We start from the raw sequence: 24,684 nt of genomic DNA, 5'->3' as shown, positions 1-24,684 counted from the left end.
CCCGCCCAAGAAGCGGAAGCGGCAGCGCCGACCCGGGAAGCAGGAGCAGAAGCGCCTGCCAACGAAGCAGAAGCGGCAGCGCCCGCCCAACGAGCGGCGGAACCCGTCGGAGTCGTTGCCGAGCCCGCCCACGAAGCAGCCGAGGCTATGGGCGCCGCACCGACCAGGGCGCACACTACCGCCACAACACCGATCCGAGCTCCCGTTACCCGCATCGAGACAGTCTGACACACGGGGCTGAAAGACCGCTGGCCCCGTGTGTCAGAACAAATCGCCGATCAGGCAGCGTAGCCGGTCAGTTCGGCGGCGAGCTCCGCGTTGACCCGGGCCCGCAGGTAGGTCCCGCCGGTCTCGTGCCGGGACTCCAGCACCTCGCCCGTGCGGTGGACGCGTTCGACGAGGTCTCCGCGCTCGTAGGGAACCAGCGCCGACAACTCGACCGCGGGCCGTGGCAGCCGCGCCTCGATGGCCTCACGCAGCTCGTCGAGCCCCTGCCCGGTGCGCGCCGACACGAAGATCGCGTCGGGCCAGTCGTGCTTGAGGCGCAGCAGCGTCTCCTGCGACGACGCGTCGACCTTGTTCACGACCAGCAGCTCGGGCAGCCGGTCGGCGCCGACCTCGGCGAGGACCTCGCGCACCGCCCGCACCTGCTCCTCCGGATCCGGGTGGGCCCCGTCGACCACGTGCAGCACCAGATCAGCGTCGGCCACCTCCTCCAATGTGGACCGGAAGGCCTCGACCAGCTGGTGCGGCAGGTGACGGACGAACCCGACCGTGTCCGACAGGGTGAACTCGCGCCCGTCCCGCGTCGTGACCCGCCTTGTCGTCGTGTCGAGGGTCGCGAACAACGCATCCTCGACCAGCACGCCCGCGCCGGTGAGCCGGTTTAACAAGCTCGACTTGCCGGCATTGGTGTAACCCGCGATCGACACGGCCGGCACGGCACGGCGCCGGCGCGAAGCGCGCTTCGTGTCGCGGATCGTCTTCATCCCCGCGATCTCGCGCTTGAGTTTGGAGATGCGCGTGTTGATGCGCCGCCTGTCCGTTTCGAGCTTGGTCTCACCCGGGCCACGCAGACCGACGCCACCGCCGGAGCCGCTCGCCGAACCACCCGCCTGCCGGGACAGGGCCTCACCCCAGCCACGCAAGCGTGGTACCAAATATTGCAATTGAGCCAGCTCGACCTGGGCCTTGCCCTCCTTGCTCTTGGCATGCTGGGCGAAAATGTCCAGGATCAGGGCCGTCCGATCGATGACCTTCACCTTGGTCTGCTGCTCCAGATTTCGCAATTGCGACGGCGAGAGCTCGCCATCGCAAATGACGGTGTCGGCACCGCTGGACTCGACCGCGGCGCGCAGCTCCTCGACCTTGCCGCGCCCGATGAACGTGGACGCGTCGGGCGTGCTGCGCCGCTGGATCAAGCCCTCAAGCACCTGCGAGCCGGCCGTCTCGGCCAGCGCGGCGAGCTCGGCCAGGGAGTTTTCCGCTTCGACGATGGTTCCGGAGGTCCATACCCCCACCAGCACGACTCGCTCAAGACGGAGTTGGCGATATTCAACCTCGGTGATGTCCGCGAGCTCCGTGGACAGACCCGGCACGCGGCGCAGAGCGTTGCGCTCCTCAAGCGAAAGGTCGACCGCGAGGTCCCGTGAGTCTTCTGTATGCAAGTTTGCCTCCTCACCCTCGATGCTGGCATGTATCGGGCGTGGACCGCATCTAAAATTCCCGAGTGTCTTCCATCAGGCTGCCCAGCGCGGGCTTCTCCATCACCGTCCGGGTCGCGGTCACCGCCGACGCCTCGGCAATCGGCCGGCTCACCACCGCGGTCGGCGAGGCGGGGGCGATCGTCACCGCGCTTGACGTCGTCGACTCCGACCATGTGCGGGTGGTCGCCGACCTCACCTGTGACACGGCCGACAGCAAGCACGCCGACCAGGTCGTCAAGGCGCTGGAGCACCTTTCCGGGGTCGAGGTGCGCAAGGTGTCCGATCGCACGTTCCTCCTGCATCTCGGGGGAAAAATCGAGGTTACCCCGAAGGTGGCGTTGCGAACCCGGGATGAGCTGTCGCGTGCTTACACGCCCGGGGTGGCGCGGGTCTGCCAGGCGATCGCGGAAAATCCCGAAGACGCCCGCCGGCTGACCATCAAGCGCAACACCGTGGCCGTGGTCACGGACGGTTCGGCCGTGCTCGGCCTGGGCAACCTGGGCCCGGCCGCCGCGCTTCCCGTGATGGAGGGCAAGGCCGCGCTGTTCAAGCGATTCGGTGGGGTCGATGCATGGCCCGTGTGCCTGGACACTCAGGACACCGACGAGATAGTGAACATCGTCAAGGCCATCGCGCCCGTCTACGGCGGCATCAACCTCGAAGACATTGCCGCTCCGCGATGCTTTGAGATCGAGGCGAGACTGCGCGACCTACTGGACATTCCGGTTTTCCATGATGATCAACATGGTACCGCGATCTGCGTGCTGGCCGCGCTGACCAACGCCCTGCGGGTGGTGGGCAAGAAGCTCAGCGACGTGACGGTCGTCGTGTCCGGTGCGGGCGCGGCCGGGACGGCGATCATCAAGCTGCTGCTGCGCCAGGGCGTGGGCAACGTGCTGGCCTACGACCGGCGCGGCGTGCTGCACCGGCGCATGCCCGACATGAACGCCGCCTGGCAGTGGCTGGCCGAGCACACCAACCGCGACCAGTACGAGGGCGACCTGCCCGGCGCGCTGGTGGGCGCCGACGTGTTCATCGGGGTGAGCGCGCCCAACATCCTCACGGGCGACGACATCGCGCGCATGGCCAAGGGCTCGATCGTGTTCGCGCTCGCCAACCCCGACCCGGAGGTCGATCCGCGCGCCGCGCGGCAGCACGCGGCCGTGGTCGCGACCGGAAGGTCGGATCAGCCCAACCAGATCAACAATGTGCTGGCGTTCCCGGGCGTGTTCCGGGGCATGCTCGACGCGCAGGCCCGCGAGTTCACTGCCGACATGGCCCTGGCCGCCGCGCAGGCGATCGCCGACGCCGTGGGCGAAGACAAGGTCAACCCGAGCGTGATCGTGCCCAGCGTGTTCGACGCGAAGGTGGCCCCGGCCGTGGCCAGCGCTGTGCGCGCGGTTGCCCAGCACTCGACGGGGGCGGTGCAGCTGGACTCCTCGCTCGACGGGACGCAGCCCACGCAGTAGCACGCCACGTCAGCTCGGTTCAGGCGAGGCCGTGATCTTGCACTGCCACCGCGGAAGGCTAGAGCTGTCCCGCCAGTGAGCTGAGGTCGAACTCGCCGGTCGCCACCAGCACGGCCGGGCCGGCGAGCCAGGTCGTGTCGCTCGTGCGGGTGAATCTGAGCCGGCCACCGGGCACATCAATGGCGACCGTCCCCGGCTCGTCGGACAGCGCCACCACGCCGACCGCGCACGCGCCGGTGCCGCACGAGAGGGTCTCGCCCGACCCGCGCTCGAACACGCGCATGCGGACGTGGTCGGGCGAGACCCGCTCCACGAACTCCACGTTGGCGCCCTCGGGGTAGAAGTCCTTGTCGAGCTCGGGTGGCCCGCTCAGGTCGAGCGCGGCGACACTGTCCACTTCGCACACCAGATGCGGGTTGCCCATCGACACGCCCAGCCCTTCATACATGTGCCCGGCGAGCGTGGCCCACGAGTTCCCGAGGATGCGCGGCGGGCCCATGTCGACGTTGATCCCGTCCCACTCCACCCGCGCGGTCTTGACCCCCGACCGCGTGGCGACCGCGATCTCGTCGCCCGTGACCAGCGCGTTTTCGAGCAGGTAGCGCACGAACACGCGCACGCCGTTGCCGCACATCTCGGCGATCGTGCCGTCGGAGTTCCAGTAGTCCATGAAATAGAGCGCGTCCTGCCGCGCCACGCGCAGCACGCCATCGCCGCCGATGCCGAACCGGCGATCGCACAGGCCGCGGACCAGCGCCGGGTTGAGCTCCACGGACGCATCGACGATCACGAAATCGTTGCCGGTGCCGTGCCCTTTGGTGAATCTCAATGGCGTCCCTCCGCTTCGCTGTGCGGCGCATGCCTGTTGACTCGCTCGGGCAAGCCCCTCGCTCATGACTTTATTGCCCCGAGCGCTTCGTCGATCAGATCCGGCGAGGTGCCGTCTAGCCAGAGTACCGACGGGTCGCGCCGAAACCACGACCGCTGCCGCCGGACGAAGCGGCGGGTGCCTGTCACCGTGGCGTCGAAGGCCTCCTGCTCCGTGCACTCACCCGCCAGAAGACCCAGGATCTGCTGGTACCCGAGAGCCCGGCTCGCGGTCAGGCCGTCGCGCAGGCCGACCTTCTCCAGTGCCCGGACTTCGTCAACAAAGCCGAGCTCCCACATGTGCTCAACGCGCCGCGCGATCCGGGCGTCGAGGTCGGGCCGGTCGATCGCGATCTGGACCGCCTCGTAGAACGGGCGCCGCTGCTCGGGCAACGCCGCCGTGAACGGGCGCCCGGTCAGCTCGATCACCTCCAGCGCCCGCACGATGCGCCGGCCGTTGGTGGGCAGGATGAGCGCCGCCGCCTGCGGGTCGGCCTGCTGCAGGCGCTCATGCATGGCGGCCGCCCCGACCTGCGCCAACTGCGCTTCGAGGGACTCGCGCAGGCTCTGGTCGGTACCGGGAAAGTGAAATTCTTCAAGAACGGCCCGCACATACAGGCCCGATCCGCCCACCAGGACCGCTGTCCGGCCCTGGTCGAGGATGCCGTCGATCGCCGCGCGCGCCAGCACTTGATATTCGGCCACGCTGGCGGGCTGCGTCACCGGCCAGATGTCGAGCAGGTGATGCGGCACGCCGTCCCGCTCCGCGGGTCTCAATTTGGCCGTGCCTATATCCATCCCGCGGTAGAGCTGCATAGAGTCGCAGTTGACCACCTCGGCGTCCAGTGCGTGCGCCAGGGCGATGGACAGCGCCGACTTGCCGCTCGCGGTGGGACCCAAGATCGCTACGACCCTCATTTCATAAACGTAACCGGATCGTGCCCTTTAGTGCGCTGGAGAGGCGATGCGGCGCGGCGATTAAGGCCGTAAGGTCACGATGTCTAATCAGGGAGTTGGCGGCCAAGCATGCCGTGCGTCCCCCATGTGACAATGCGCTATGGCGGCGCTCATCGAGGGTGAGACGCCGGGGAGAACTGAGGTATCGATGATGAGCGACTGGGCGAGCTACGGCCGGGTGGACGCCGACGGGACGGTCTGGGTCAAGACTGCTGCCGGCGAGCGCACGGTCGGATCCTGGCAGGCCGGCACGCCTGAGGAGGGTCTGGCGCACTTCGTCCGCCGCTACGAGGATCTGCTGACCGAGGTCGCTTTGCTGGAGACCCGGCTGGCGTCGGGCGCCGCGGATCCCTCGCACACCCTGGCCACGGCGAAGCGGCTGCGGGCCGGCCTGGACGAGGCGCATGTCGTCGGCGACATCGACGGCCTCGCGGCGCGGCTCGACGCGCTCACGGTGGTGGCGCAGGAGAAGGCGGCCGCGGCCAAGGCCGCGCGTGAGGTGGCACGGGCCGAGGCGCTGGCGCGCAAGACGCAGTTGGTGGAGGAGTCAGAGAAGCTGGCGGCCGAGTCCACGAGCTGGAAGGCGACCGGCGACCGGTTCAAGGAGATCCTGGACGAGTGGAAGACCATTCGCGGGGTCGACAAGAAGGCCGACGGCGAGCTGTGGAAGCGGTTCTCCATCGCGCGTGACTCGTTCACCCGCCGCCGTGGCGGTCACTTCGCCTCGCTGGACTCGCAGCGCAAGCAGGCCCAGTCGGTCAAGGACGAGCTGGTGGCCGAGGCCGAGCAGCTGGCCGAGTCGACCGACTGGAAGGCCACGGCCGATCGGCTCAAGGAGCTCATGGACGCGTGGAAGGCCGCGCCCCGGGCGTCCAAGGAGGCCGAGCAGAAGCTGTGGGAGAGGTTCCGGGCCGCGCAGGACGCGTTTTTCACCCGGCGCAAGCAGGTCTTCTCCGAGCGCGACGCCGAGCAGAAGGCGGCGCTGAGCAGGCGGCAGGAACTGCTGGCCAAGGCCGAGGCGCTCGACATCGACGCCGACCCCAAGGCGGCGCAGGCCGCTTTGCGCGACATCCTGGGCCAGTGGCACGACACCGGCCGGGTGCCCCGCGACGCGGTCGCCTCGCTGGACCGCCGACTGCGCCAGGTCGAGGATCGGGTGCGCGCGGCGATGGATTCGGCGTGGCGGCGCACCGAGCCGTCGGCCAACCCGCTGCTGGCGCAGATGCGCAGCCAGGTGGCCGAGGCCGAGGAGCGGCTGGAGCGGGCCCGCTCGGCCGGTGACACCAAACGCATCAAAGAGGCTGAGCAGGCCCTGCACACCAAGCGCAAGTTCCTGGAGCTCGCGGAGAGCTCCAGCTGAATCAGCGGCGCATCGCGTGAGCGCCACCGCCACCGACCCGGCCGAACAACGCGACGACATGTCCGCATTTGCCGAACGGTTCGGGCTATCCCGGTAGCGCGCCGAGCAGGCCCATGAACTCGGTGCGCTCGTCGGCCGTGAGGCACCCGTAGACGGGCGCATCGCGCCGGTTGGTGTCGCCTTCGATGGCCACGCGTGCCGGGCTGTCCGCGGGCAGCGCGAGCAGCCCTGGCAGCGAGAGCCCCGCCGACTGCCACGCCGCCCGGTGCGCGTCGGCACGGTGGTGGCGCAGCGCGCCCAGTCGGCTCGTGACCAGCAGGGCCGGCGAAGCGCCATCGGGCTCGTATGCGGGTGCCAGCGCGGCGAAGGCCGGCCCACCCGTGGCGGCCCCGGCCTCAAGCAGCCGGCCGAGCAGCTCGGCCAGGCGGGGCAGGGTGCTCGCACGATCGGCCCAGAACTCTTGTGCCCCTTCGGCTATCGCGAGCTGCAACGCGAGCCCCAGGGCGCGGCCGGACTCGGTGATGTGCCAGGTGCCGTCGGCGTCCAGCCAGGCGATGCCCTGCTCAAGCTCCTCGGTCATGTCGGACCCGCTGTAGGTCGTGGCGGCGGCGAAGCTCGCGGCGGGCATGGGCCGCGCCAACAGTCCAAAGTAGAAGCTCGAAATGAACCCGGGCTGCAGCCCCATCCGCTCGACGACGTCGATGGTGCGCGGGCGGGCGGCCCTGCGCACCGAGGTGTAAACGCGGTCGATGATCGGACGGACCAGGGCGGCGTAGTGCTCAGGCATTGGAGGCCTCCAGGTGCAGGCGGGCCGGTGGGGCGGCAAGTGGCGGCGGCAACTGTAGCGCACCCGCGCCGGGTGTGATCGACCCGAGAATGCGCGTGGTCGAGGCCAGGCCGTGCACGGTGAGCCAGCCGATCAGTGCGAACGCGATCGCCTCCTTGGCGTCACTCGGCGCGCCGAACTCGTCCGACGGCACAATACGCACGTCCTCTAACCGACCACGCAGCATGCCCATCAACGTGGAGTTGGCCCACCCGCCACCCGAGACGACGAGCGTTTCGATGCCGTGCTCGCGCACGGACGAGGCGATGGTCGAGGCCGTGAGCGCCGTGAGCGTGGCGATCGTGTCCGCGGTGGGCGGCAGGGACGAGACATATGCCGCGTTGAAGTGTTCCTTGCCGGTGGACTTGGGCGGGGGCAACGCGTAATAGGGGTCGGCGAGCAGCCGGTCCAGCAACGCCCGATCGACTGTGCCCGCTGCGGCCAGCCGCCCGTCCTCGTCGTAATGGGCCCCCGTCAGGCGCAGCGCCATGGCGTCGATGAGCGCGTTTCCCGGCCCGATGTCATACGCCACCAACGGGTCCAGCACGGTGATGTTGGCGATGCCGCCGATGTTCAGCGCGGCCACCCGCCCCGCGAGCCCGGCCAGCAGTAACCGATCGAGCACCGGAACCAGCGGAGCCCCGTGCCCACCCGCCGCGATGTCACGCGCCCGCACATCCGAAACCACGGGCACCCCCGTCCGCTCAGCGATCCAGGCAGGCTGTCCTATCTGGAGGGTGCCCCGCCCCGCCCAGTGGTACACGGTCTGCCCGTGCGAGCAAATCAAGTCCACATCGGAGCGTGCCACCGTCGCGAACGCCTGCCCGATGAGCGTGTCGAGCTCGCACACCTCCCGCAACGACACCGCAGCAGGCGGCAGCGCGCGCAGCAAACGCGAGCGAAGCCCGCTTGGATAGGGCGTGGTGCCATACGACTCCACCCGCCCCACGAGGGTGTCACCGGAGAGTGCGAAGTCGACGACCGCCCAATCGATGCCGTCGTGCGATGTCCCGGAGATGAGACCGAGGACCCTCAAAGCGCATCACGCAACCGGCCCGACGCGGCGGCCAGCCGCTGCCGCGCGACCTCCACTGTGGACGATCGCGCCACGATCACGATGGCGGTCTTGACCTCATTGTCGGCCGCGTGCAACGCCTTCTCCGCGACCGCCCGCGTGCACCCCGTGACCCGCTCGATGATGCGCAGCGCCCGATCGCGCAGCTTCCCGTTGGTGACCCGCATGTCCACCATCAGGTTGCCATAGGCCTTCCCCAATCGCACCATCGCAATCGTGCTGACCATGTTGAGCACGAGCTTCTGCGCGGTGCCCGCCTTCAAGCGCGTCGATCCCGCCAGCACCTCGGGCCCGACCGGCACCTCGATCGGAAAGTCGACCGCCGCCGACAGCGCAGTGTCCACATTGCACGACAATCCGACCGTCACCGCGCCCCGCTGCCGTGCCGCGCCCATCGCCGCCAACACATATGGTGTGCGCCCACTGGCCGCAATGCCCATCACCGCATCCGACGCCGACACCTCAAGCGAGTCGATGGCCAGCGACGCCGCGGCCGTGTCGTCCTCGGCCCCCTCAGCCGTGCGCACCACGGCCTGAAAGCCCCCGGCGATGACCGCCTGCACCAACGTGGGCGGCGCATTGAATGTTGGCGGGATTTCAGACGCATCCAGTACGGCGATCCGCCCCGCACTGCCCGCGCCGACGTAGATGAGCCGCCCTCCCGCCGCGAGCCGCTCGACCACCGCCTCGATCGCCGGAACGATCTGCGGGATGGCCGAACGCACGGCGCCCGGCACGCTCGCGTCGGCCTCGTTCATCAGCTGCGCGAGCTGTGCCACCGGGGCCTGGTCGAGGTGCGCGTATCTGTCGTCGATCTGCTCGGTGAGCAATTGGTCGAGTGTTGTCACCGCGCTGGCACCGCGACGACGTGCCTGCGGGCCGGGAACAGGCAGGCGTGGTCCTGTGGCGTGTCCCCGAGCCGGCTCAACAACGGCTGCTCCTGAGCGCACGCGGGTGTCGCGAATGGACACCGCGGCTCGAACAGGCAGCCCGAGGGCTCCACCCGTTCGTCCAAGGGCTCATCCGGTACCAAACGATCGGGTCCTGGAACTTCGAGACCGTGCAACACGGGGATTGCCGACAGCAGGCACTGCGTGTAGGGATGGACGGGCCCGGCGAGCACGGTGTCGACGGGCCCACGCTCGACGACCGTCCCCCGATAGATGACGTAAAGCTCGCCCTCGGCGCCCACATAGCGCGCCGTGGCCACGTCGTGCGTGATGAACAGCACCGACACGCCCAGCGTCTCGCGCAGGTTCCGAAGCAGCGCAAGGATTCCGAGCCGCAGCGAGACATCGATCATCGACACCGCCTCGTCGGCAACGAGCACCTCGGGATCGACCGTCAGCGCCCGCGCGATGACCACCCGCTGGCGCATGCCACCGCTGAGCTGATGCGGATACCGCGACAGCACATATGACGGGTCCAACCCCACCAACGACAGAAGCTCCTCCGCCTTGGAAAACGGGTGTCCGCGCAGCCGCAACGGATCGCGCAAAATCTGCGCGATGGTCCGGGTCGGATTGAGCGCCGAATAGGGATCCTGGTGGATCAGCTGGATGGGCCTGAAATCCTTGATGGGCTCGCCATCGCGCAACAGCCGGCCCTCGTCGTGGCTCTCCAACCCGGCGAGGATGCGCCCGAGCGTGGTCTTGCCACAGCCCGACTCGCCGATGAACGACACCGCTCCCCCGCGCGGGATGACGAAGTCCACCCCGCGCAGCGCCTGCACCTGCTTGAACGCCTTGGTGATCCCGCGTCCCTCAATCATTTCGCCGTTACCCCCACCGCGTGGCACGCCACGTCGTCGATCATTTCCGGCTCCTGGGCGGAGCACACGTCCATCCGGATTGGACACCGCGCCCGGAACACACATCCCACCGCTGGAATCGTGCCCAGTGTCGGCGGTGTGCCGGGCAGCGGTTTCGCCACGTCGACCGGTCCGGTAAGGCGTGGGATCGCGTTGATGAGCCCGCGCGTGTACGGATGCCGCGGGTTGGCCAGCACCTCCTTCGTCGAGCCGCACTCGACGATCCGGCCCCCGTACATCACCGCCACCCGCGAGGCGACCTCCGCCACGACCCCGACATCGTGCGTGACGATCAAAGTGGTCAGCCCACGATCGGCGTGCACCTCGCGCACGATCTGCAGGATGTTCGCCTGTGTGATCATGTCGAGCGCCGTCGTTGGCTCGTCCAGCACCAGCACATGGGCGTTGAGCACCAGGGCGAACATGATGCCCACCCGCTGGCGCATGCCGCCGGACAGCTCGTGCTGGTAGGAATTGAGCACCCGATCGGGGTCCAGGCCCATCCTGCGCAGCAGCGGATGCGCGCCACGCACGTCGCGCACACCGTGCGATTTGGCAAGGTCGAGCAGCTGCTTGCCGACCGTCAAAAGCGGGTTGAGCGAGTTTTGCGCGGCCTGGAAGACATACCCGATCTTCGCCCCGCGCACGGCCCGCAACGCACCCTTGTCCATTTTGGACATGTCGCCCACGCCGTCGATGAAAACCGACCCGCTCGCGATGTTTCCATGCCCCAGCAACGACAGCGCCAGCGTCGACTTCCCCGACCCCGACTCCCCAACGAGCCCCGTAATGGTCCCGTCTTCCAACCGCAGCGACACGTCCTTGACCGCGGGCAAATCGCCATACGTAACCGTCAAACCCGCAATAGTCACGCCCATGTTCATGACCCCCGCAGCCGTGGGTTGAAGATCTCCTCCAGCGCGTCGACGATGAGCACCACGCCCAGCGTGAGCAACAGGATCGCACCGAGCGGGGCCAGCAGATAGGGCAGTGCGTCCGGCGAGATCAGCGCACCCGACTGGAACACGGCCGCGTTGAGCATCACGCCCCAGTTGCTCGTGTCGAGCGGCAGCACGCCCAGGAAATACAGGCCCACCTGGGCATAGATGTACGCGGTGACGGCCACCAACAGGTTGGTCGCGATGTAGGGCGCCACGTTGGGCAGGAGCTCCCTGGTCACGATGTGCCGCGTCGGCAGGCCCAAACCCCTTGCGGCCTCAATGAATCCGCGCTCGCGCAGGGACAGCGTCTGCGAGCGAACGGCCCGCGCCAGCCCGCCCCAGCCGGTGAGCCCGAGCACCAGGGCCATCTTCCACCACGCGCCCAGCCCGATGGTCACGGTCAGCACGATCAGCAGCGGAAACCCGGGGATCGTCAGCACGAAATCGGCGATGCGCATCAGCACCGAGTCGGGCCGGCCCCGCCGGTAGCCCGCGTAGAGCCCGATCGCCGTGCCCACCACCATCGTCACGAGCCCGGCTGCGACGGCGACCAGCATCACGCCGCGCGTGCCCGTGACGACAAGCGCCAGCACGTCCACACCCTCGAAATCGGTCGAAAGCGGGTGCTCCCAACTGATCGGCGCGTAGATGTTGTCGGCGTCGTACGGCAGCCGATCCGGGTAGAACCACGGCCCCGCCACCGCCATGAACACGAACAGCAGGATGATGACCACTCCGGCGATCCGGCTCGGCCTGCGCCGCAACGCCCTCAGCACGGCACTCACCTTGCACCGCCGCAGGAGGGGCGGCGGCAGTGAGTTTGGCCCGGTTTCCACACCGCATTCATGCCTGCCTCCGCACGCGCGGATCGATGACCGTATAGAGCACGTCGGCGAGGATGTTGGCGACGATCACCGCGGCCGTGATGAGCAGGAAGGCGCCGCTCATCATCGAGAAGTCCCGTGCTCCAATGCTCTGGTACAAAAGCATTCCCAGGCCCGGATAGTTGAAGATGCGCTCGATGAAGATGGACCCGCCGAACACCAACCCGAACGAAATCGCCAACACCGTGAACAGCGGCAGGATCGCGTTCCTCGCCAGATATCTGAACCTCATGAACGGCCGCAACCCCCGAAGCTCCGCCGCCAGCAGGAAGTCGTCGCCGAGCACGCTGGCCACCGACGAGCGCATCGCGAGCAGCCAACCCCCATAGCTGGCAACCGCGAACGAGGCGGCCGGGAGCACCGCGTGATACGCCACGTCGCCGATGAAGTCGTAGTAGAACCCGGGCGAAACCTCGTCGCCGTTGAAGTGCCCGCCGCTGGGGAACCACCGCCACCGCCGGGTAAACAGGGCCGCGAGCACGATGCCGATGACAAACGGGGGCACGCCGTGCAGCAGCGATCCCGCGATGGACAGCCCGTGCCCGACCATCGTCGAGCGGCGCATTGCCGCCACGACCCCCAGCACCACGCCGATCAGGAAGCTGATGAGAATCCCGGACAGTACCAACAGGACGGTCCACGGCAGCGCGCCGAACACCCGGTCGGCGACTGGGACCCCTTGCGACTCAACGGACACGCCGAGGTCCAGATGGGCCAGGCCCCACATGTACTCCAGGTACTGCTTCCACATCGGCCCGTGCGGCACGAACCCGTAGGTGATCGCGGTCGCCGACTCCGCCTGATCCGGGGTCATGCCCTGCGCGATCAGCCGCTCGTACTGCACCTGCACGGGATCGCCCGGCATGAGCCGGATCAGCACGAAGGTAAACGTCGTGACCGCCCAGATCATGGCGAGACCGCGGGTCAGATGACCCGCGATCCGCCACATCAACCCGCTCATTTTTTCGGTTGAATGTAGCCGAGCTGCATCCACACCCCGTGCGACAGCCGCAGGCACTCGCAGTCGTTGGGCGGGAAGTTCTCGAACCGGCTGGTGTTGACGAACTGCACGTTGACGTAATTCCACATCTGGATCGCCGGGAGCTGGTCGCTGGTGTAGTTGGCCAGCTTCACGATCGTGTCCTTGGCCTGGTCCACCGGGAGCTGGCTGAGTTGGTAGGTCAGCTGGCCCGGGTTGAGCGTGCCGTAGCCCGGGATGGTGGCCGTCTCCGCGCCGCCCATCCAGTTGCCGCCCTCGCCCGCGGGCTTGTGCGTAAGCTGGCCCCCGAACGCCGACCAGCCATTCGCGCCGCCGTAGAGCCGCGAGTAAGCGTTGTAGGTGGACGGGCCGAGCGCGACGAGCCAGAAGCCCGCCGCGTATTTGCCCTCGGCCATTTCCTTCTGGTACACGGCATAGTCCGCACTGGTCTGCGCCTCGACCGCGATGCCGGCGTTGGTGAGCTGGCTCGCGATGTTCTTGCCGGCCGCCACCCAATCGGAGAAGCCGTTGGGCACCTGCAGCTTGAAGGCGAACGGCTGCCCGTTGGGCAGCATCCACTTGCCGTCCTGCTTGGACAGTCCGGCCTGCGTGAGCAGGGTTTCGGCCCTGGCCCTGTCCACCTTGTACGGGTCGAGCTTGGCCAGTTCGGCGTCGCCGATCCACGCCTTGGCCGCGCCCTCGATGAGCCCGGAGGTGTGCTCGGCTACCGAGCCGCTGTCGGGCGCGCCGATCTTCTGCACCTCGCCGCGGTCGATGAGGTGGGCCAGCGCCTTGCGCACCTGCACCTTGTCGAACGGCGCGTACTTCTGGTTGAACGCGAGCGCCGCGCTCACCTGGGACATCCCGGTCAGCTTGGCCGAACCCGGTACCTTCAAAATCTGCTCGACCACATTGGTCGGCGTCGCGGTGAAGGGGGAACCATCCAGTTCGCCGGCGGTCAGATAGTTCCAGATCTGCTCGTTGCCGGTGTAGTTGCGCAGCCGCACCTTGTCCGGCCCGATCTTGTCGGCGTTGAAGAAGTGCGGGTTCTTCACCAGGATGGCCTCGCTGGCGTTGACGCTTTCGAGCACGAACGGCCCGGCCGACACGTCCTTCGGCGGCCCGAACGTGATGATCTTCTTGCCCAGGGCGGCCAGCTCATCGCGGGCGGCCTTGCCGGCGTCGGTGTTCTGCGCGCCGGTCTTCACCTTGTCCCAGAAGTCGGCGGGCAGTTGCGGGCCGTAGACCGACTTCGGCAGCACCCACATGTTGAGCAGGCTGTAGAGGAAGATGTTGTTGCGCGCGCCCGGCGCCTGGGTGAACTTGATGGTCTTGGCATCGACGATCGTCACCTCACCCAGCGAGCCGGTGCTGCCGGGGCTGATCGCGAAGACCGAGCCACCCTGGGTGAACGCGACCGCGGCCGAGGTCTTGATGTCCTCGGACGTCACGTCCGTGCCGTCGGACCACTTCGCCTTCGGCTGGATCTTTATCGTCACCTCGGCGCCGTCGGCCGAGACCTGCCAGCTCTCGGCGATGCCCGGGTAGTGCTGGTTGTGGTCGGTGAGGTGGTTCTTGCGGAACGCCAGTGGCATCGCGCTGTAGCCGCTGAAGGAGTTCCCCTTGCCGGCCCACGGGTTGATCGGCGCCTGGGGGTCGATCGCGTGGGTGAGTTCGACCGTGGTGTAGGTGCCGCCGCTCTTGGCCTGCTGCGGGCTCTCACTGCAGCCGACGGCCGCTAGTGCCACGGCCATGGCTGCCGCCAGGGCGCCAATTGACCTTTTCACAAGTCCTCCCATTGAAATTTACTGATATTGGAGGTACCGGCGGCGGCGCGCGTCGAACGCGGCGAGCTCGTCGGCCCAGGCGCCGGTCACGTCGGCCAGCCCCGCGCCCGCGTCGATCATCGTGCGGAGGCGGGTCGAGCCGGTGAGCTTGTCTATCCAGTGCGGCCGGACCGGGTCCCATGAATCCTGCCGCCACGTGAAGCCGGGGTATCGCCGTGCTTCGATCAGCATGGCGGCCCCGGTCTTGACCGCGTCGAAATGGGCGGGGTCGACGACCTTCACCTCGACACCCGCGCAGAGCACACCCGTGTGCTTGTTGAAGGTGGGCGTGAAGTAGGCCTCGCGGAATTCGATGCCTTCCAGTCGATAGGCGTTCAGCCGGTCGCACCAGTGATGGTCCAGGCCGGGGGCGCCCACGAGTTCGAACGGGCGCGTCGTGCCCCGACCCTCGGAGGCGAACGTGCCCTCGAACATGCCCGTGCCCGGATACACCAGTGCGGTGTCGGGCGTCGGCATGTTGGGGCTCGGCATGACCCACGGCACGTCGGTGTCGCGTGCGATCATGCCGCGCCGCCAACCCCTGCAGTTGACGACTTCGAGCTCGATGCCCGACGTCTCGGCGAACTCGCCCCGATAGAAGCGGGCCAGCTCGCCCACGGTCATGCCGTGCTGCTGCACGATCTCCTTCTTGCCTACGCCACTCGCGAACGCCGTTTGCAGAACCGGGCCGCGGGCCCGGCCGCCGGTCGGGTTGGGCCGGTCGAGCACGACGTATTTGAGGCCCAGGGCATTCGCCGCCACCATCGAGTCGAACATGGTCCAGATGTAGGTGTAGAAGCGGGCGCCCACATCCTGGATGTCGAACACGACCAGCTCGATGTCGGCGCGGGTGAACATCTCCTGCCACTTGGCCTGGCTCGCGCCGTAGGCGTCGTACACGGTCAGGCCGGTGCGGGCGTCGATGCCGGTGCCCTCGCTGCCGCCCGCCTGGGCGGAGCCGCGGAAGCCGTGCTCGGGCCCGAACACGCCGGTGATGTCGACGTTGTGATGCATCAGGTCGACCAGGTGGCGATACTGCCGGTCCACGCCGGTCGGATTGGAGATCACGCCCACCCGCCGACCGCGGAGGGCGGCGAAGTTCGTTGCCACCAAGCGGTCCAGCCCGGTCTCGACCTTCCACTTCGGACGGTCGTGCTCCCCGCCGCCCATCGCCATCCCGCCCGCCCCGGTGAGAAGGGTGCGTCGATCCACCATGCCCTGAAAACTAGTAACGCACGCTCCATACGTCAAGAAAATGATTTTCCAGATTACCTTGCACCCAGGGCCGCCCCGCCCTACGCGCAGGCCAAACAAGTCCGGCCTGCGCGCCCCGGCCGCCCGCCGGTTCAGTTGCCACCCAGCCGACACCAGCGCCATAATTCTGTACATGACTACAACGCTGCCGCTCGCCGATGTCCGCGACCGCTTATCACCATTGGTCACTTCCGTCGAAACGACCCACGAGCGGGTGGTCATCACCAAGAACGGCCGGCCCGCTGCCGTACTGATCGCTTACGAAGATCTCGAGTCGCTCCAGGAAACGCTCGAAATCCTGTCCGACCCGGACATCGCGCGGGAAATCCGGGACGCGCTGACCGAACCAGAGCGATTCACCATTGACGATATTCGTCGTGATCTCGAAGCCCGCAGTGCTCAGGCCGGAGAGGCGGAATGACATATCGCGTTGAGTTCACCCCGTCAGCCCGCCGCGATATAGCGAAGCTCCCGGAAAGAACAGCGTGGGCGGTGCTGGAGTTTTGCGCCGGGCCATTGGCGGAGAATCCGCACCGCGTCGGCAAGCCGCTCATCGCCGAGCTCGCGGGCCTTCACTCGGCGAGGCGTGGCGAATACCGCATTATCTATGCCATTGACGACGATCGGGTGGTCGTTGAGGTGGCCAATGTCCAGCGGCGATCAAACGTGTACCGCACTCGATAGGATCGGCCTGTAGCCCCGCTATTGGGATGACAGGCTGAAGCCGCTTGCTTAGTGTGACGAAGTGGATTTTGACTTAGGGGCCGGCCTGCTGCACCGGCTGACGTCGTACCGGCCGGGCATGGACTGGGACAAGCCGTTGAGCGACGATCCAAGGATCCGGCACGACCTGGCCGCCAACGATCCGGAGACGCAACCGCCACAGTTCAAGGCGTACCAGGCCGGCCTGCCGACCATCGCGCTGCCGACCGAGCTGCCCGACCCGGGCACGCCCGCCACCGCCGCTCTCGCCGGTGTGGCCTGCCCGGTGCAGCCGCTCGACGCGGCCCAGCTCGCGCGCATCCTGTTCCTCGGCGCCGGCGTCGTGCGCGTGCGGGAGCGCGACGGACGCCAAATGTACTTCCGCGCCAGCGGTTCGGCGGGCGCACGCTTCCCGCTTGAGGTCTACGCATGCACGCGCGGCGTCACGGGCGTGCCGGACGGCGTGCACTGGTACGACGCCCAAAACCACGCGCTGGTCCACATCGCCCCGCCCGCGGGCGGCGAGGCCACCACACTGGTCGTCACGGGAGTCCCGTGGCGCACCGGCTGGCGCTATTCGGAGCGCGGCTGGCGCCACATCTACTGGGACGGGGGCACGCTGCTCGCGCAGTTGGAAGCCGCCGCGCAAAGTGCGGGCCTGCCCGCCCATCTCCGCACAACGTTTCCCGATCGCGCGGTGGCCGGCCTGGTCGGCGCGGACGGCGTGCACGAGTTCCCGATCGCGTTGCTGTCGCTTGCCGAGGGCACGCCGGCGATCGCGTCCACCGGGCCCGCCGTGACCGGTGAGCTGCCGCAGGTCGAGTTCCCGCTGTCGACCATCGCGCAGCGCGCGGGCGACCGGGACACGCTCGGCGAGCCGTGGCCGGTCGCGCCCGCCCTGCCCGGCGAGCCTCCCGCGGCCGAGTCGCTCGATGAGGTCATCGCGCGGCGTGGCTCGCAGCGGCTGATGGACGCGAGCAAGACGCTGCCGCGCTCGGTACTCGAATGGTCAATGTCCGCATCGACCCGCGGCATAACGGTTCCACATTGGATGGTGGTGCACGGAGTCGACGATGTCGAGCCGGGCGTGTACCGCTGGCCAAACCTCACGACCCCGGTCCGCACGGGCAATCTGCGCGAAGAGCTGTACCGCATCTGCCTGGCACAGGGCCTGGGAAGCGACGCCGCTTTCGTGGCCATCTCGGGCATCGCCGCCGGCCAACTCGACGACCACGGCTACCGCGAGGCCCAGCTGGCCGCAGGCATCGTGGAGGGCCGGCTGCATCTGGCCTCCTACGCGCTCGGCGCGGGCGCGTCCGGCATGACCTTCTACGACTCGGAGGTCCCCGGGCTGCTCGGCGAGCCCGAAGACTTCGTGACGCTGCTGTTCACCTGTGTCGGCGTGCCCGAATACAAGGGCCGCCGCGGCGGTCGCCCAGGCGCACCGGTCACCTTCAAACCCATCACACCCCGCATCGGGCAGTGACAGTCGCTAGCCGATGAGCAGGGCCGCCACGCTCGCGGCCAGGGTCAGCGCCGCGGCGACAAGCCCGGTGCCGATGAACCGCGGCCAGCTGACGGTCAGCCCGTCGGCGCGGCACCTCTCGTACCAGATAAGGGTCGCCAGGGACGCCCAGGGCAGCACCAACGGCCCCACATTGGTGCCGATCAGCAGCCCGATCAGCTGGTCGTGATTGGGGATCGGCACCACGGCCTCCCCCGCCACATAGCTCGGCAGGTTGTTCAAGACGTTGGACGCCACGGCGCCCACCGTCGCCGCACGGACCACACCGCTGGTGCCGGAGTCAGTGCCGATCAGCCAGGCCATGAAGTCGGAGAGCCCGAGCCGCCCCACCGTGTCCATGACCAGAAACAAACCGGTGACGAACACGAGCAGCCGCCACGGCAACAACTGCCACGCCAGGTCGGCCCGCCTCAGCCAGACGAACGCGGCGAGCAGGGCGATGGAGGTCACCAGCGCGGCGATGGTGACGCTGACACCGACGAGGATGGCGACGACGAACGTGCCCACGCAGACCGCCGCGATCCGGAAGAGCAGCACGTTGCGGGGCCTGTGGCGCTCCGGCACCGGATAGCGGGAGGGGTTGGTGCGCCAGTAAAACCACCACAGGCACACGCCGATCGCGAGCAGGCTGGCCGCCTGGGGCAGGGCCATCCGCTCGGCGAACGCCAGGGGTTTGAGGTCGATCCGGTCCGCCGCCAGCAGATTGGTCAAATTGGACACTGGAAGCAGCAGGCTGGCCGTGTTGGCCAGCCAGACGGTCGTCATCGCGAACGGCAGCACGGGTAACTGGGCGCGGCGCGCGGTGGCGATCAGCACCGGCGTGAGCAGCACCGCGGTCGTGTCGAGGTTGAGAAAGATGGTGATGGCCGCGGCGAACGCCAGGCTGAGCACAAACATCAAAACGTTGCGGCCCTTGCCGAGCGCGGTCAGCCGGACCGCGATGACGTCGAAGAGCTCTGCCTTGGCCGCGAGCTCCGCCAGGACGATGACCGCACCGAGGAAGACCAGCAGCGGGAAGATGCGCGACACCGTGGCCTTGGCCACGGTCGTCGGGAGCAGCCCCGTCGCGATCGCCACGACGCCGCCGATCAGTAGCCCGATGGCGATCCAATCCATGGCGTCGAGCCGCGCCCAAGGCCGGATCGCCACCTTCTGCCCGTCCGCGTCTGGGCCTGTCGTTTCCGCCGCCACCGAGTTTCGTTCTCACCTTCAGATGTCATGGCCCAGATAGGTGTTTCGCTTCCCACGCCTGCCTTGCCGTTGCGCCAGGGCCCTATGATAGTCGCCTATGGACAATCGAGCTGAGCCGATGGCTGGCACCGCCGGGGCTCCGCAGCTCCGTGGCCAGATAGATCATATGGCCTTCCTCCACGTCGACAAGCAGCTCGTTCTGGCGATCGGCCGAAGCCAGGGGGTTGACCTGCTCGATGCTGCCACAGAGGTGCAACTGGGTGTGTTGGCGGAGGACACACCGGTGAGCGCGCTCGCGGCCTTGCCCAATCGGGAGCACGGCGATCTGCTTCTGGTCGGTGGCCCGGAGGGCCTGGTGTGGGTGTGGGATCCGCGCACGCACGGCAGCGAGCCACCGCTGACCTGCGGCACCGGTGAGGTGCGGGATTTCGCGGTGGGCATCGGCCCCGACGGCGGCGAGATCGTGCTGATCGCCCGGCAGACGGGCGTCTGTGTCTGGCAGCCCGGCACGACGACCTTCACCGAGCTGTCCCCGCCCGACGTCGAGGTCGGTGCGCTGCCGTTCAAGGTGTCTGTCTATCGGCATCGCGGGCGCCATTACGCCGCATGCGCGCTGACCAACGGTGTCGTTGCCACATGGGATCTGGCCGACCCCGATGTTCCGCCCGTGTTCTCGCCGGTGCACAACGGTCCAATTTGGTCAATGATCACCGTGCCCGGCCGCCTCGGCACGCCGGGCATGCCCGACGCCGACGGCGGGCCCGCCTCGATCGACCTCCTGGCCACCGGCGGCTCCGACCAGATGCTGCGCATCCTGCTGCCCGACGACGACGGCACGCTCAAGTCGATCCGTGCCTACGGCACCGGTGCCACGATCCGCCGGCTCGGGCACGTCGTCGCCGACAACACGTCGATGATCGCCACGGCGTCGGCCCGCGGCCCGGTGACGCTCTGGCGTTACGACGGCACCACCAGCACCGGTTCCGTGGAGGTCACCCAGCACAAAGGCGAGGTCTACGCGCTGGCCTGCGAGGTGATCGACGACTTCGTCGTGATCGCCTCCGGCGACTTCAACGGCCAGCACAGGATCACCCGGATGACGGCCCGGGTGCTCGGCGAGTCCCGCGTCGCGGCCCGCATCGACGGGACGATCTGGGCGGTGGCCGCCGGCACGACGGTCGACGGCGACTTCTACGCGTGCGCCGGGGTCACCCGGGCGGTCCACGTCGTCGACCCGATCGCCGAGCGCGACATCCACCGCCTCATCGGTCACCAGAGCACCGTCCGGGCGATCGCCTTCGCGGGGGACGCGACCGATCCCCACCTGATCAGCTGCGGCGCCGACCATGGCGTCATCGACTGGGAGCCGGCGACCGGCAGGGCGCGACCGTTGCGGATGGACCACACCGCCGAGATCTGGGCGGTCGCCACGGTCGAGCACGGCGGCAAATGGCATGTCATCACCGGTGGTCCGGACGGCACGGTCCGTCGCTGTGCGCTGGGCGGCCAGGAGAGCTACGAGATCATCGCCCGCGATTGCGGCGAGGTGCACTCGCTGACCACGATCGCCGCCGATGACCAGATCTACGTGGTCATCGGCTCGACACAGGGGCTGTTGCGGGTCCCGCTGTCGGGCGGCGCGGTCCATCCCGTCACGAGCACACCCATCAACGCCGTCGCCGTCACCCCGGACACCCGGCATCTGGTTGTCGCGGCCCGCTCGGACGGCCAGGTCGAGCTCTACGACGTCGTGACGGCGACCCTGGTGCGCCGGCTGGACATGCCGCTGTCCAACCGGCAGGTCCGCGCGCTGGCCTGCCACCAGACCGAGAGCGGCTTCGTCGTCATCTTCGGCGGCTGCGACAACGGCGACGTGCTGAAGTGGGGCCTGGACGGCCGCCTCGTGGGCGACGCGGCAAAGGGCGGCACCACTTCGATTCGCGCCATGACCATCGCCCATCGCCGGCAGGGCAAGCGGCAGACCTCGGTGCTGCTGACCGGAGGGCACGACGGCGAGCTGCGCGCGTGGGTCGTCGCGCCCGAAAAACCGCTGTCCACCGGCGGCGAGCTGGACGCTCCCGTACGCGCGTCCGCCATCCTGCTCAACGATCAGCCGTCCAGCGAGGACCAGCTGGCCCGGGAGACCCTCGCCGAAACCGTGGTCGACGCCTTGAGCAGCACCGCGCCGCCGATCGTCGTGGGCATCCACGCGCCATGGGGCCATGGCAAGTCGAGCCTGCTGGAGATGATCCGGGCGAAGGTCGACCCCGAAGCGGCCCGGGTCGACGACGCGAAAAAGACCGGGCAGGCATCGGAGTTCGAGCCGACGCACGTCCTGTTCCACGGCGACACCGACAAGCCGGTCACCGACACCATCAAGCCGTCATGGGCGTGGGCCCGGTTGCATCAGCGGATGACCGAGTCCACGTTCCCCTATGCCATGCGGCCCAAGGATCCCGAGAAGAAAATCATCTCGGTGTGGTTCAACCCGTGGATGTATGAACGGCCCGAACAGATCTGGGCCGGCCTGGCCCACGAGATCCTCACCGGCGTCACCCGGCGCCTGCCCACGGAGCAGCGGCGCATGCTCTACTTCGACCTCAACCTCAAACGCACCGGCGCCGCGGCGATGCGCAAACAGATCATGATGTCGCTGAGCCCGCGCACCATGCGTGGGCTCGTCGCCGTCACCGCCGGCCTGCTCACGCTCGTCGCCGCGGTCGTCGCGGTGGTGGTCGGCGTGGTCAACACCGGTGAGCTCGACAAGATCCTGGGAACGGCCGGGGTCATCGCGATCGCGGCGCTGTTCGCGGTCGGCCGCACCCTGTGGACGGCGGTCAAGGGCTTCAGCAACTGGTATGACCCGGCGGCCGTGCAGGGCCCGGTCAGCGGCGGTGTCGTCGGGCTGCTGGACGGCTCCAACGATCCACTTGAGACACCCGAGCGGGGCTACCTCTACCTCCTGCGGCACGATCTGCGCGAGGTGATCGAGCTCGCCACGCGGCACTCCACGCTGTACATCTTCATCGACGACATGGACCGATGCAGTCCCAGCGTGGTCTCGGACACGATCGAGGCGATAAACCTCTTTCTCACCAACGCCTTCGGCCCGGCCGTCTTCGTCATGGGTCTCGACCCGGCCACCGTCGCCGCACACCTGGAATCGGAGTTCTCGTCGATCGGCGACCGGGCGATCGCCGACCCGGTGAGCTTCGGGCACCTCAAGCACACCGGCTGGCGGTTCATGGAGAAAATCATTGATCTTCCGGTACGCCTTCCGCGCCTGCCGGACGTGGCGATCGTCAACTATCTGGAATACCTGCTCCTCGCGGATCAGCGGCGCGCAGCCGTCTCGGTGAACGCACCGGCCCAGCCGCCCGTCACGGCAGTGCCCGCTCAACGCAACCCCGCCGCCGACTCCGTCGTGGCAAGCCCGGTGCGCAACGGCGGCTGGTTCCGCCGCAGCAGGCGACGCGCGGCGACCGTCCATAACGGACAGTCGCCCAATGACGACGCCGCGCTGGCTGCCGAGCCGAGCATGTCGAGCGGGCTCGAGTCGCTCGCACTGGTCCGCTCGTCGCTGCACGAGGCCGTCAAGAACCTGCCCGCCCGCAATCCGCGGCAGGTCAAGACGTTCGTCAACCTGTGGCGCTTCTACATGGTGCTGGAATACAAGCTCGGCGTCACCACCACGAGCCTGACCCAGACCCAGCAGCACAGCGCCGAGATGGCCCGGGTGGTCGAGATCATGGTGCGCTGGCCGTGGCTGCTCGACATGCTGGGCAAGCGTTACCTGCTCGGCGATGAGCCGAGCATCGTGCTGGACTGGTTCTACACCTGCGCGCGCGACAGCGACGAGGTCTGGAACGAGACGGTGAAGTCCTTCCAGATGGCCCCGGATGATGCCGAGACCGTTGCGCTGCGCGAGCTCCTGCGTCGCCCCGGTGGCGACCGGCAGCAGCTCATCGCCATCGCGAAGCGATACCTTTAGAAAGGGCCGGGTGTGGACCCGGCCCTTTTCCGTGTGGCAGTGGTCAGAGCTTGTTGAAGCAGGCACTGTCCAATGTGTACGCCTGCGCAGTCGGCCCGACGAACAGGTCCTTGACCAGGCTCACGCCGGTCACGCCGGCCTTGTCGGGCTTGTAGATGGCGGTCACCTTGACCTGCCCGGTCGCGCCGGCCTTGAAGTTGCCCGCGCCGGTCGGGAGCATGCCCTCGTAGTCCACCGAATCAAGCGACTTCACGGCGGCCAGCAGGCCCGCCCGGGTAAGGTCCTTGTTGGCGGTGGCCTTTTGCAGTGCGGCCTTCAGGGGGTACGACCAGACCCAGCCCGCCGTGTAGCCCTCGCTCAGTGCGGTCACGCCCGTCAATGCCTTGCGCAGCGCCTCGTGCCCAGGGGTGTTGGTGGTCCACGAGTTCCAGGGTGCGCTCTGCTCATACAGCGCGAGCAAGGCGGGCGCGGCCGCGCTCTGCAGCAGGGCCGGGTTCCACGTGGGGCTGGTGCCGATGAACCGCCCGGTGTAGCCGCGGGCCGCCGCCTGCCCGACGATGGTCGCGGTCTCGGTCGGTCCGGTGGTGAGGATGACCAGGTCGGGCTTCTTGCCCACGATCTCGGCGATCGCGCCGGCCTGCTTGTCGGCGCCCGCGTCGGTCTTCAGGTGGGAGAAGGTCAGGCCCAGCTTCTCGGCGGCGAACTTGACACCCGCGGCCGCGTCGTCGCCGTAGTCACCGGCGTAGTGCACGGCCAGCACGCTCTTGCTCTTGTACTTTTCCACCGCGTAGTCGAGCGAGTTCATCGACTCGATGCAGTAGTTGGCCCCCGACTCGATGATCACGTCGTCGAACGCCCACTGCGACGTCCACGACGCGGGCACCGCGACCACGTTGCCGGACTTGAGATCCGACATGATCGCGGCCGTGGTGGGCGAGCCGAGCGTCTGGGCCAGCGCCAGCACCTGGCCCTTGATCTGGTCCCAGACCTCCTTGTGGGTCTGCGGGTTGTACTTGTTGTCCTTCACGAACTTCGTGACGTCGATCTCGTACCCGCCGATGCCGCCGGCCTCGTTGACACGCTTCCAGAACGCCTTCTGCGCCTCCGTGATGGGCACGGCGAGCGCCTTGAACGGGCCTTCGGTGAGGTCGGAGATGATACCCAGATAAATACAGCCCTTCGCCTGGTCGATGGCTTGGGGACAGGGCTCTTTCGTCACCCCGACATCGGTTTTGATCCCCCCGGCGTCGGTCGTCGTCTCACCACCGCGGCACGCGGTGAGCGACGCGGCCACGAGCGCTATCACTAACAGTTTTCGCAC

Annotated in this window: 19 protein-coding genes and 1 pseudogene; 6 read left to right on the top strand and 14 right to left on the bottom strand. The window is 68.1% G+C overall.

Annotated elements, in window-relative coordinates; genetic code table 11:
* Positions 1–278: 278 nt before the first annotated feature.
* Positions 279–1,667, bottom strand: coding sequence for a GTPase HflX (gene hflX / locus DM816_RS05710; protein WP_246001605.1), 1,389 nt, complete (start codon positions 1,665–1,667; stop codon positions 279–281).
* 62 nt (positions 1,668–1,729) lie between these two features.
* Between hflX and DM816_RS05705 the strand changes: the two are divergent.
* Positions 1,730–3,118 (top strand): annotated as a pseudogene (locus DM816_RS05705) (NAD-dependent malic enzyme); the annotation flags it as partial.
* Positions 3,119–3,233: 115 nt separating this feature from the next.
* Here the strand turns inward: DM816_RS05705 and dapF are convergent.
* Together dapF and miaA are read right to left on the bottom strand one after the other, a co-directional pair.
* Positions 3,234–4,004 (bottom strand): diaminopimelate epimerase, encoded by a 771-nt coding sequence (dapF, locus tag DM816_RS05700; RefSeq protein WP_117209001.1) that lies wholly within the window; start codon positions 4,002–4,004, stop codon positions 3,234–3,236.
* A 62-nt stretch (positions 4,005–4,066) separates the two neighbouring features.
* Positions 4,067–4,960 (bottom strand): tRNA (adenosine(37)-N6)-dimethylallyltransferase MiaA, encoded by an 894-nt coding sequence (miaA, locus tag DM816_RS05695; protein ID WP_117209000.1) that lies wholly within the window; start codon positions 4,958–4,960, stop codon positions 4,067–4,069.
* A 190-nt stretch (positions 4,961–5,150) separates the two neighbouring features.
* Between miaA and DM816_RS05690 the strand changes: the two genes are divergently transcribed.
* Positions 5,151–6,359: a DUF349 domain-containing protein gene (locus DM816_RS05690; protein ID WP_117209022.1), complete on the top strand. Its 1,209-nt coding sequence runs from the start codon at positions 5,151–5,153 to the stop codon at positions 6,357–6,359.
* 85 nt (positions 6,360–6,444) lie between these two features.
* Here the strand turns inward: DM816_RS05690 and DM816_RS05685 are convergent, their stop codons facing one another.
* The 9 genes from DM816_RS05685 to DM816_RS05645 all read right to left on the bottom strand — a co-directional run bounded on the left by DM816_RS05685 (position 6,445) and on the right by DM816_RS05645 (position 15,915).
* The gene (locus DM816_RS05685; protein WP_117208999.1) at positions 6,445–7,146 is read right to left on the bottom strand and encodes a hypothetical protein; all 702 of its coding nucleotides are present in this window, start codon (positions 7,144–7,146) and stop codon (positions 6,445–6,447) included.
* Entirely contained in the window at positions 7,139–8,221 is a 1,083-nt protein-coding gene (locus DM816_RS05680; protein ID WP_117208998.1) for an anhydro-N-acetylmuramic acid kinase, read from the bottom strand. The genes DM816_RS05685 and DM816_RS05680 overlap by 8 nt, the downstream gene beginning before the upstream one ends.
* The gene (murQ, locus tag DM816_RS05675) at positions 8,218–9,108 is read right to left on the bottom strand and encodes an N-acetylmuramic acid 6-phosphate etherase (RefSeq protein WP_117208997.1); all 891 of its coding nucleotides are present in this window, start codon (positions 9,106–9,108) and stop codon (positions 8,218–8,220) included. The genes DM816_RS05680 and murQ overlap by 4 nt, the downstream gene beginning before the upstream one ends.
* Positions 9,105–10,031, bottom strand: coding sequence for an ABC transporter ATP-binding protein (locus DM816_RS05670; protein ID WP_117208996.1), 927 nt, complete (start codon positions 10,029–10,031; stop codon positions 9,105–9,107). Before DM816_RS05670 ends, murQ begins: the two co-directional genes overlap by 4 nt.
* Positions 10,028–10,942 carry an ABC transporter ATP-binding protein gene (locus DM816_RS05665; protein ID WP_246001603.1) on the bottom strand — a complete coding sequence of 305 codons (915 nt, stop codon included), beginning with the start codon at positions 10,940–10,942 and terminating at the stop codon, positions 10,028–10,030. Before DM816_RS05665 ends, DM816_RS05670 begins: the two co-directional genes overlap by 4 nt.
* Before the next feature lie 8 nt (positions 10,943–10,950).
* On the bottom strand, positions 10,951–11,787 hold the full coding sequence (locus DM816_RS05660) for an ABC transporter permease (RefSeq protein WP_246001600.1): 837 nt from the start codon (positions 11,785–11,787) through the stop codon (positions 10,951–10,953).
* Positions 11,788–11,854: 67 nt separating this feature from the next.
* Positions 11,855–12,844: an ABC transporter permease gene (locus DM816_RS05655; RefSeq protein ID WP_246001599.1), complete on the bottom strand. Its 990-nt coding sequence runs from the start codon at positions 12,842–12,844 to the stop codon at positions 11,855–11,857.
* Between the two features lie 8 nt (positions 12,845–12,852).
* Positions 12,853–14,661, bottom strand: coding sequence for an ABC transporter substrate-binding protein (locus DM816_RS05650; protein WP_117208993.1), 1,809 nt, complete (start codon positions 14,659–14,661; stop codon positions 12,853–12,855).
* Between the two features lie 18 nt (positions 14,662–14,679).
* Positions 14,680–15,915: an exo-beta-N-acetylmuramidase NamZ family protein gene (locus tag DM816_RS05645; RefSeq protein ID WP_117208992.1), complete on the bottom strand. Its 1,236-nt coding sequence runs from the start codon at positions 15,913–15,915 to the stop codon at positions 14,680–14,682.
* A gap of 172 nt (positions 15,916–16,087) precedes the next feature.
* On the opposite strand from DM816_RS05645, the gene DM816_RS05640 reads away from it, so the two are divergent.
* From DM816_RS05640 to DM816_RS05630, 3 genes are all read left to right on the top strand, one after another.
* A complete protein-coding gene (locus DM816_RS05640; protein ID WP_117209018.1) occupies positions 16,088–16,375 on the top strand; it encodes a type II toxin-antitoxin system Phd/YefM family antitoxin in 288 nt (95 codons plus the stop codon).
* Complete coding sequence (locus tag DM816_RS05635) at positions 16,372–16,638, top strand: type II toxin-antitoxin system RelE family toxin (RefSeq protein ID WP_117208991.1); 267 nt, start codon at positions 16,372–16,374, stop codon at positions 16,636–16,638. Before DM816_RS05640 ends, DM816_RS05635 begins: the two co-directional genes overlap by 4 nt.
* A gap of 61 nt (positions 16,639–16,699) precedes the next feature.
* Entirely contained in the window at positions 16,700–18,142 is a 1,443-nt protein-coding gene (locus DM816_RS05630; RefSeq protein ID WP_246001597.1) for a nitroreductase family protein, read from the top strand.
* A 6-nt stretch (positions 18,143–18,148) separates the two neighbouring features.
* On the opposite strand, the gene DM816_RS05625 is transcribed toward DM816_RS05630, so the two are convergent.
* Positions 18,149–19,372 carry an SLC13 family permease gene (locus DM816_RS05625; protein ID WP_246001595.1) on the bottom strand — a complete coding sequence of 408 codons (1,224 nt, stop codon included), beginning with the start codon at positions 19,370–19,372 and terminating at the stop codon, positions 18,149–18,151.
* Between the two features lie 166 nt (positions 19,373–19,538).
* Here DM816_RS05625 and DM816_RS05620 point away from each other — a divergent pair, with 166 nt between their 5' ends.
* Complete coding sequence (locus DM816_RS05620) at positions 19,539–23,363, top strand: P-loop NTPase fold protein (protein ID WP_117208990.1); 3,825 nt, start codon at positions 19,539–19,541, stop codon at positions 23,361–23,363.
* 43 nt (positions 23,364–23,406) lie between these two features.
* On the opposite strand, the gene DM816_RS05615 is transcribed toward DM816_RS05620, so the two are convergent.
* On the bottom strand, positions 23,407–24,684 hold the full coding sequence (locus DM816_RS05615) for an ABC transporter substrate-binding protein (protein ID WP_117208989.1): 1,278 nt from the start codon (positions 24,682–24,684) through the stop codon (positions 23,407–23,409).

Source organism: Allorhizocola rhizosphaerae, from assembly GCF_003426775.1.
GTDB lineage: Bacteria > Actinomycetota > Actinomycetes > Mycobacteriales > Micromonosporaceae > Allorhizocola > Allorhizocola rhizosphaerae.
Note: the sequence above shows the minus strand (reverse complement) of the source record. Positions and strands in the feature narration are given on the sequence as shown.

Excerpts from the sequence above, each read along its gene's own strand:
- miaA (WP_117209000.1), bottom strand. The coding sequence starts at position 4,960 with ATGAGGGTCGTAGCGATCTTGGGTCCCACCGCGAGCGGCAAGTCGGCG.
- DM816_RS05690 (WP_117209022.1), top strand. The coding sequence starts at position 5,151 with ATGAGCGACTGGGCGAGCTACGGCCGGGTGGACGCCGACGGGACGGTC.
- DM816_RS05685 (WP_117208999.1), bottom strand. The coding sequence starts at position 7,146 with ATGCCTGAGCACTACGCCGCCCTGGTCCGTCCGATCATCGACCGCGTT.
- DM816_RS05670 (WP_117208996.1), bottom strand. The coding sequence starts at position 10,031 with ATGATTGAGGGACGCGGGATCACCAAGGCGTTCAAGCAGGTGCAGGCG.
- DM816_RS05655 (WP_246001599.1), bottom strand. The coding sequence starts at position 12,844 with ATGTGGCGGATCGCGGGTCATCTGACCCGCGGTCTCGCCATGATCTGG.
- DM816_RS05645 (WP_117208992.1), bottom strand. The coding sequence starts at position 15,915 with ATGGTGGATCGACGCACCCTTCTCACCGGGGCGGGCGGGATGGCGATG.
- DM816_RS05640 (WP_117209018.1), top strand. The coding sequence starts at position 16,088 with ATGACTACAACGCTGCCGCTCGCCGATGTCCGCGACCGCTTATCACCA.
- DM816_RS05635 (WP_117208991.1), top strand. The coding sequence starts at position 16,372 with ATGACATATCGCGTTGAGTTCACCCCGTCAGCCCGCCGCGATATAGCG.
- DM816_RS05620 (WP_117208990.1), top strand. The coding sequence starts at position 19,539 with ATGGCCTTCCTCCACGTCGACAAGCAGCTCGTTCTGGCGATCGGCCGA.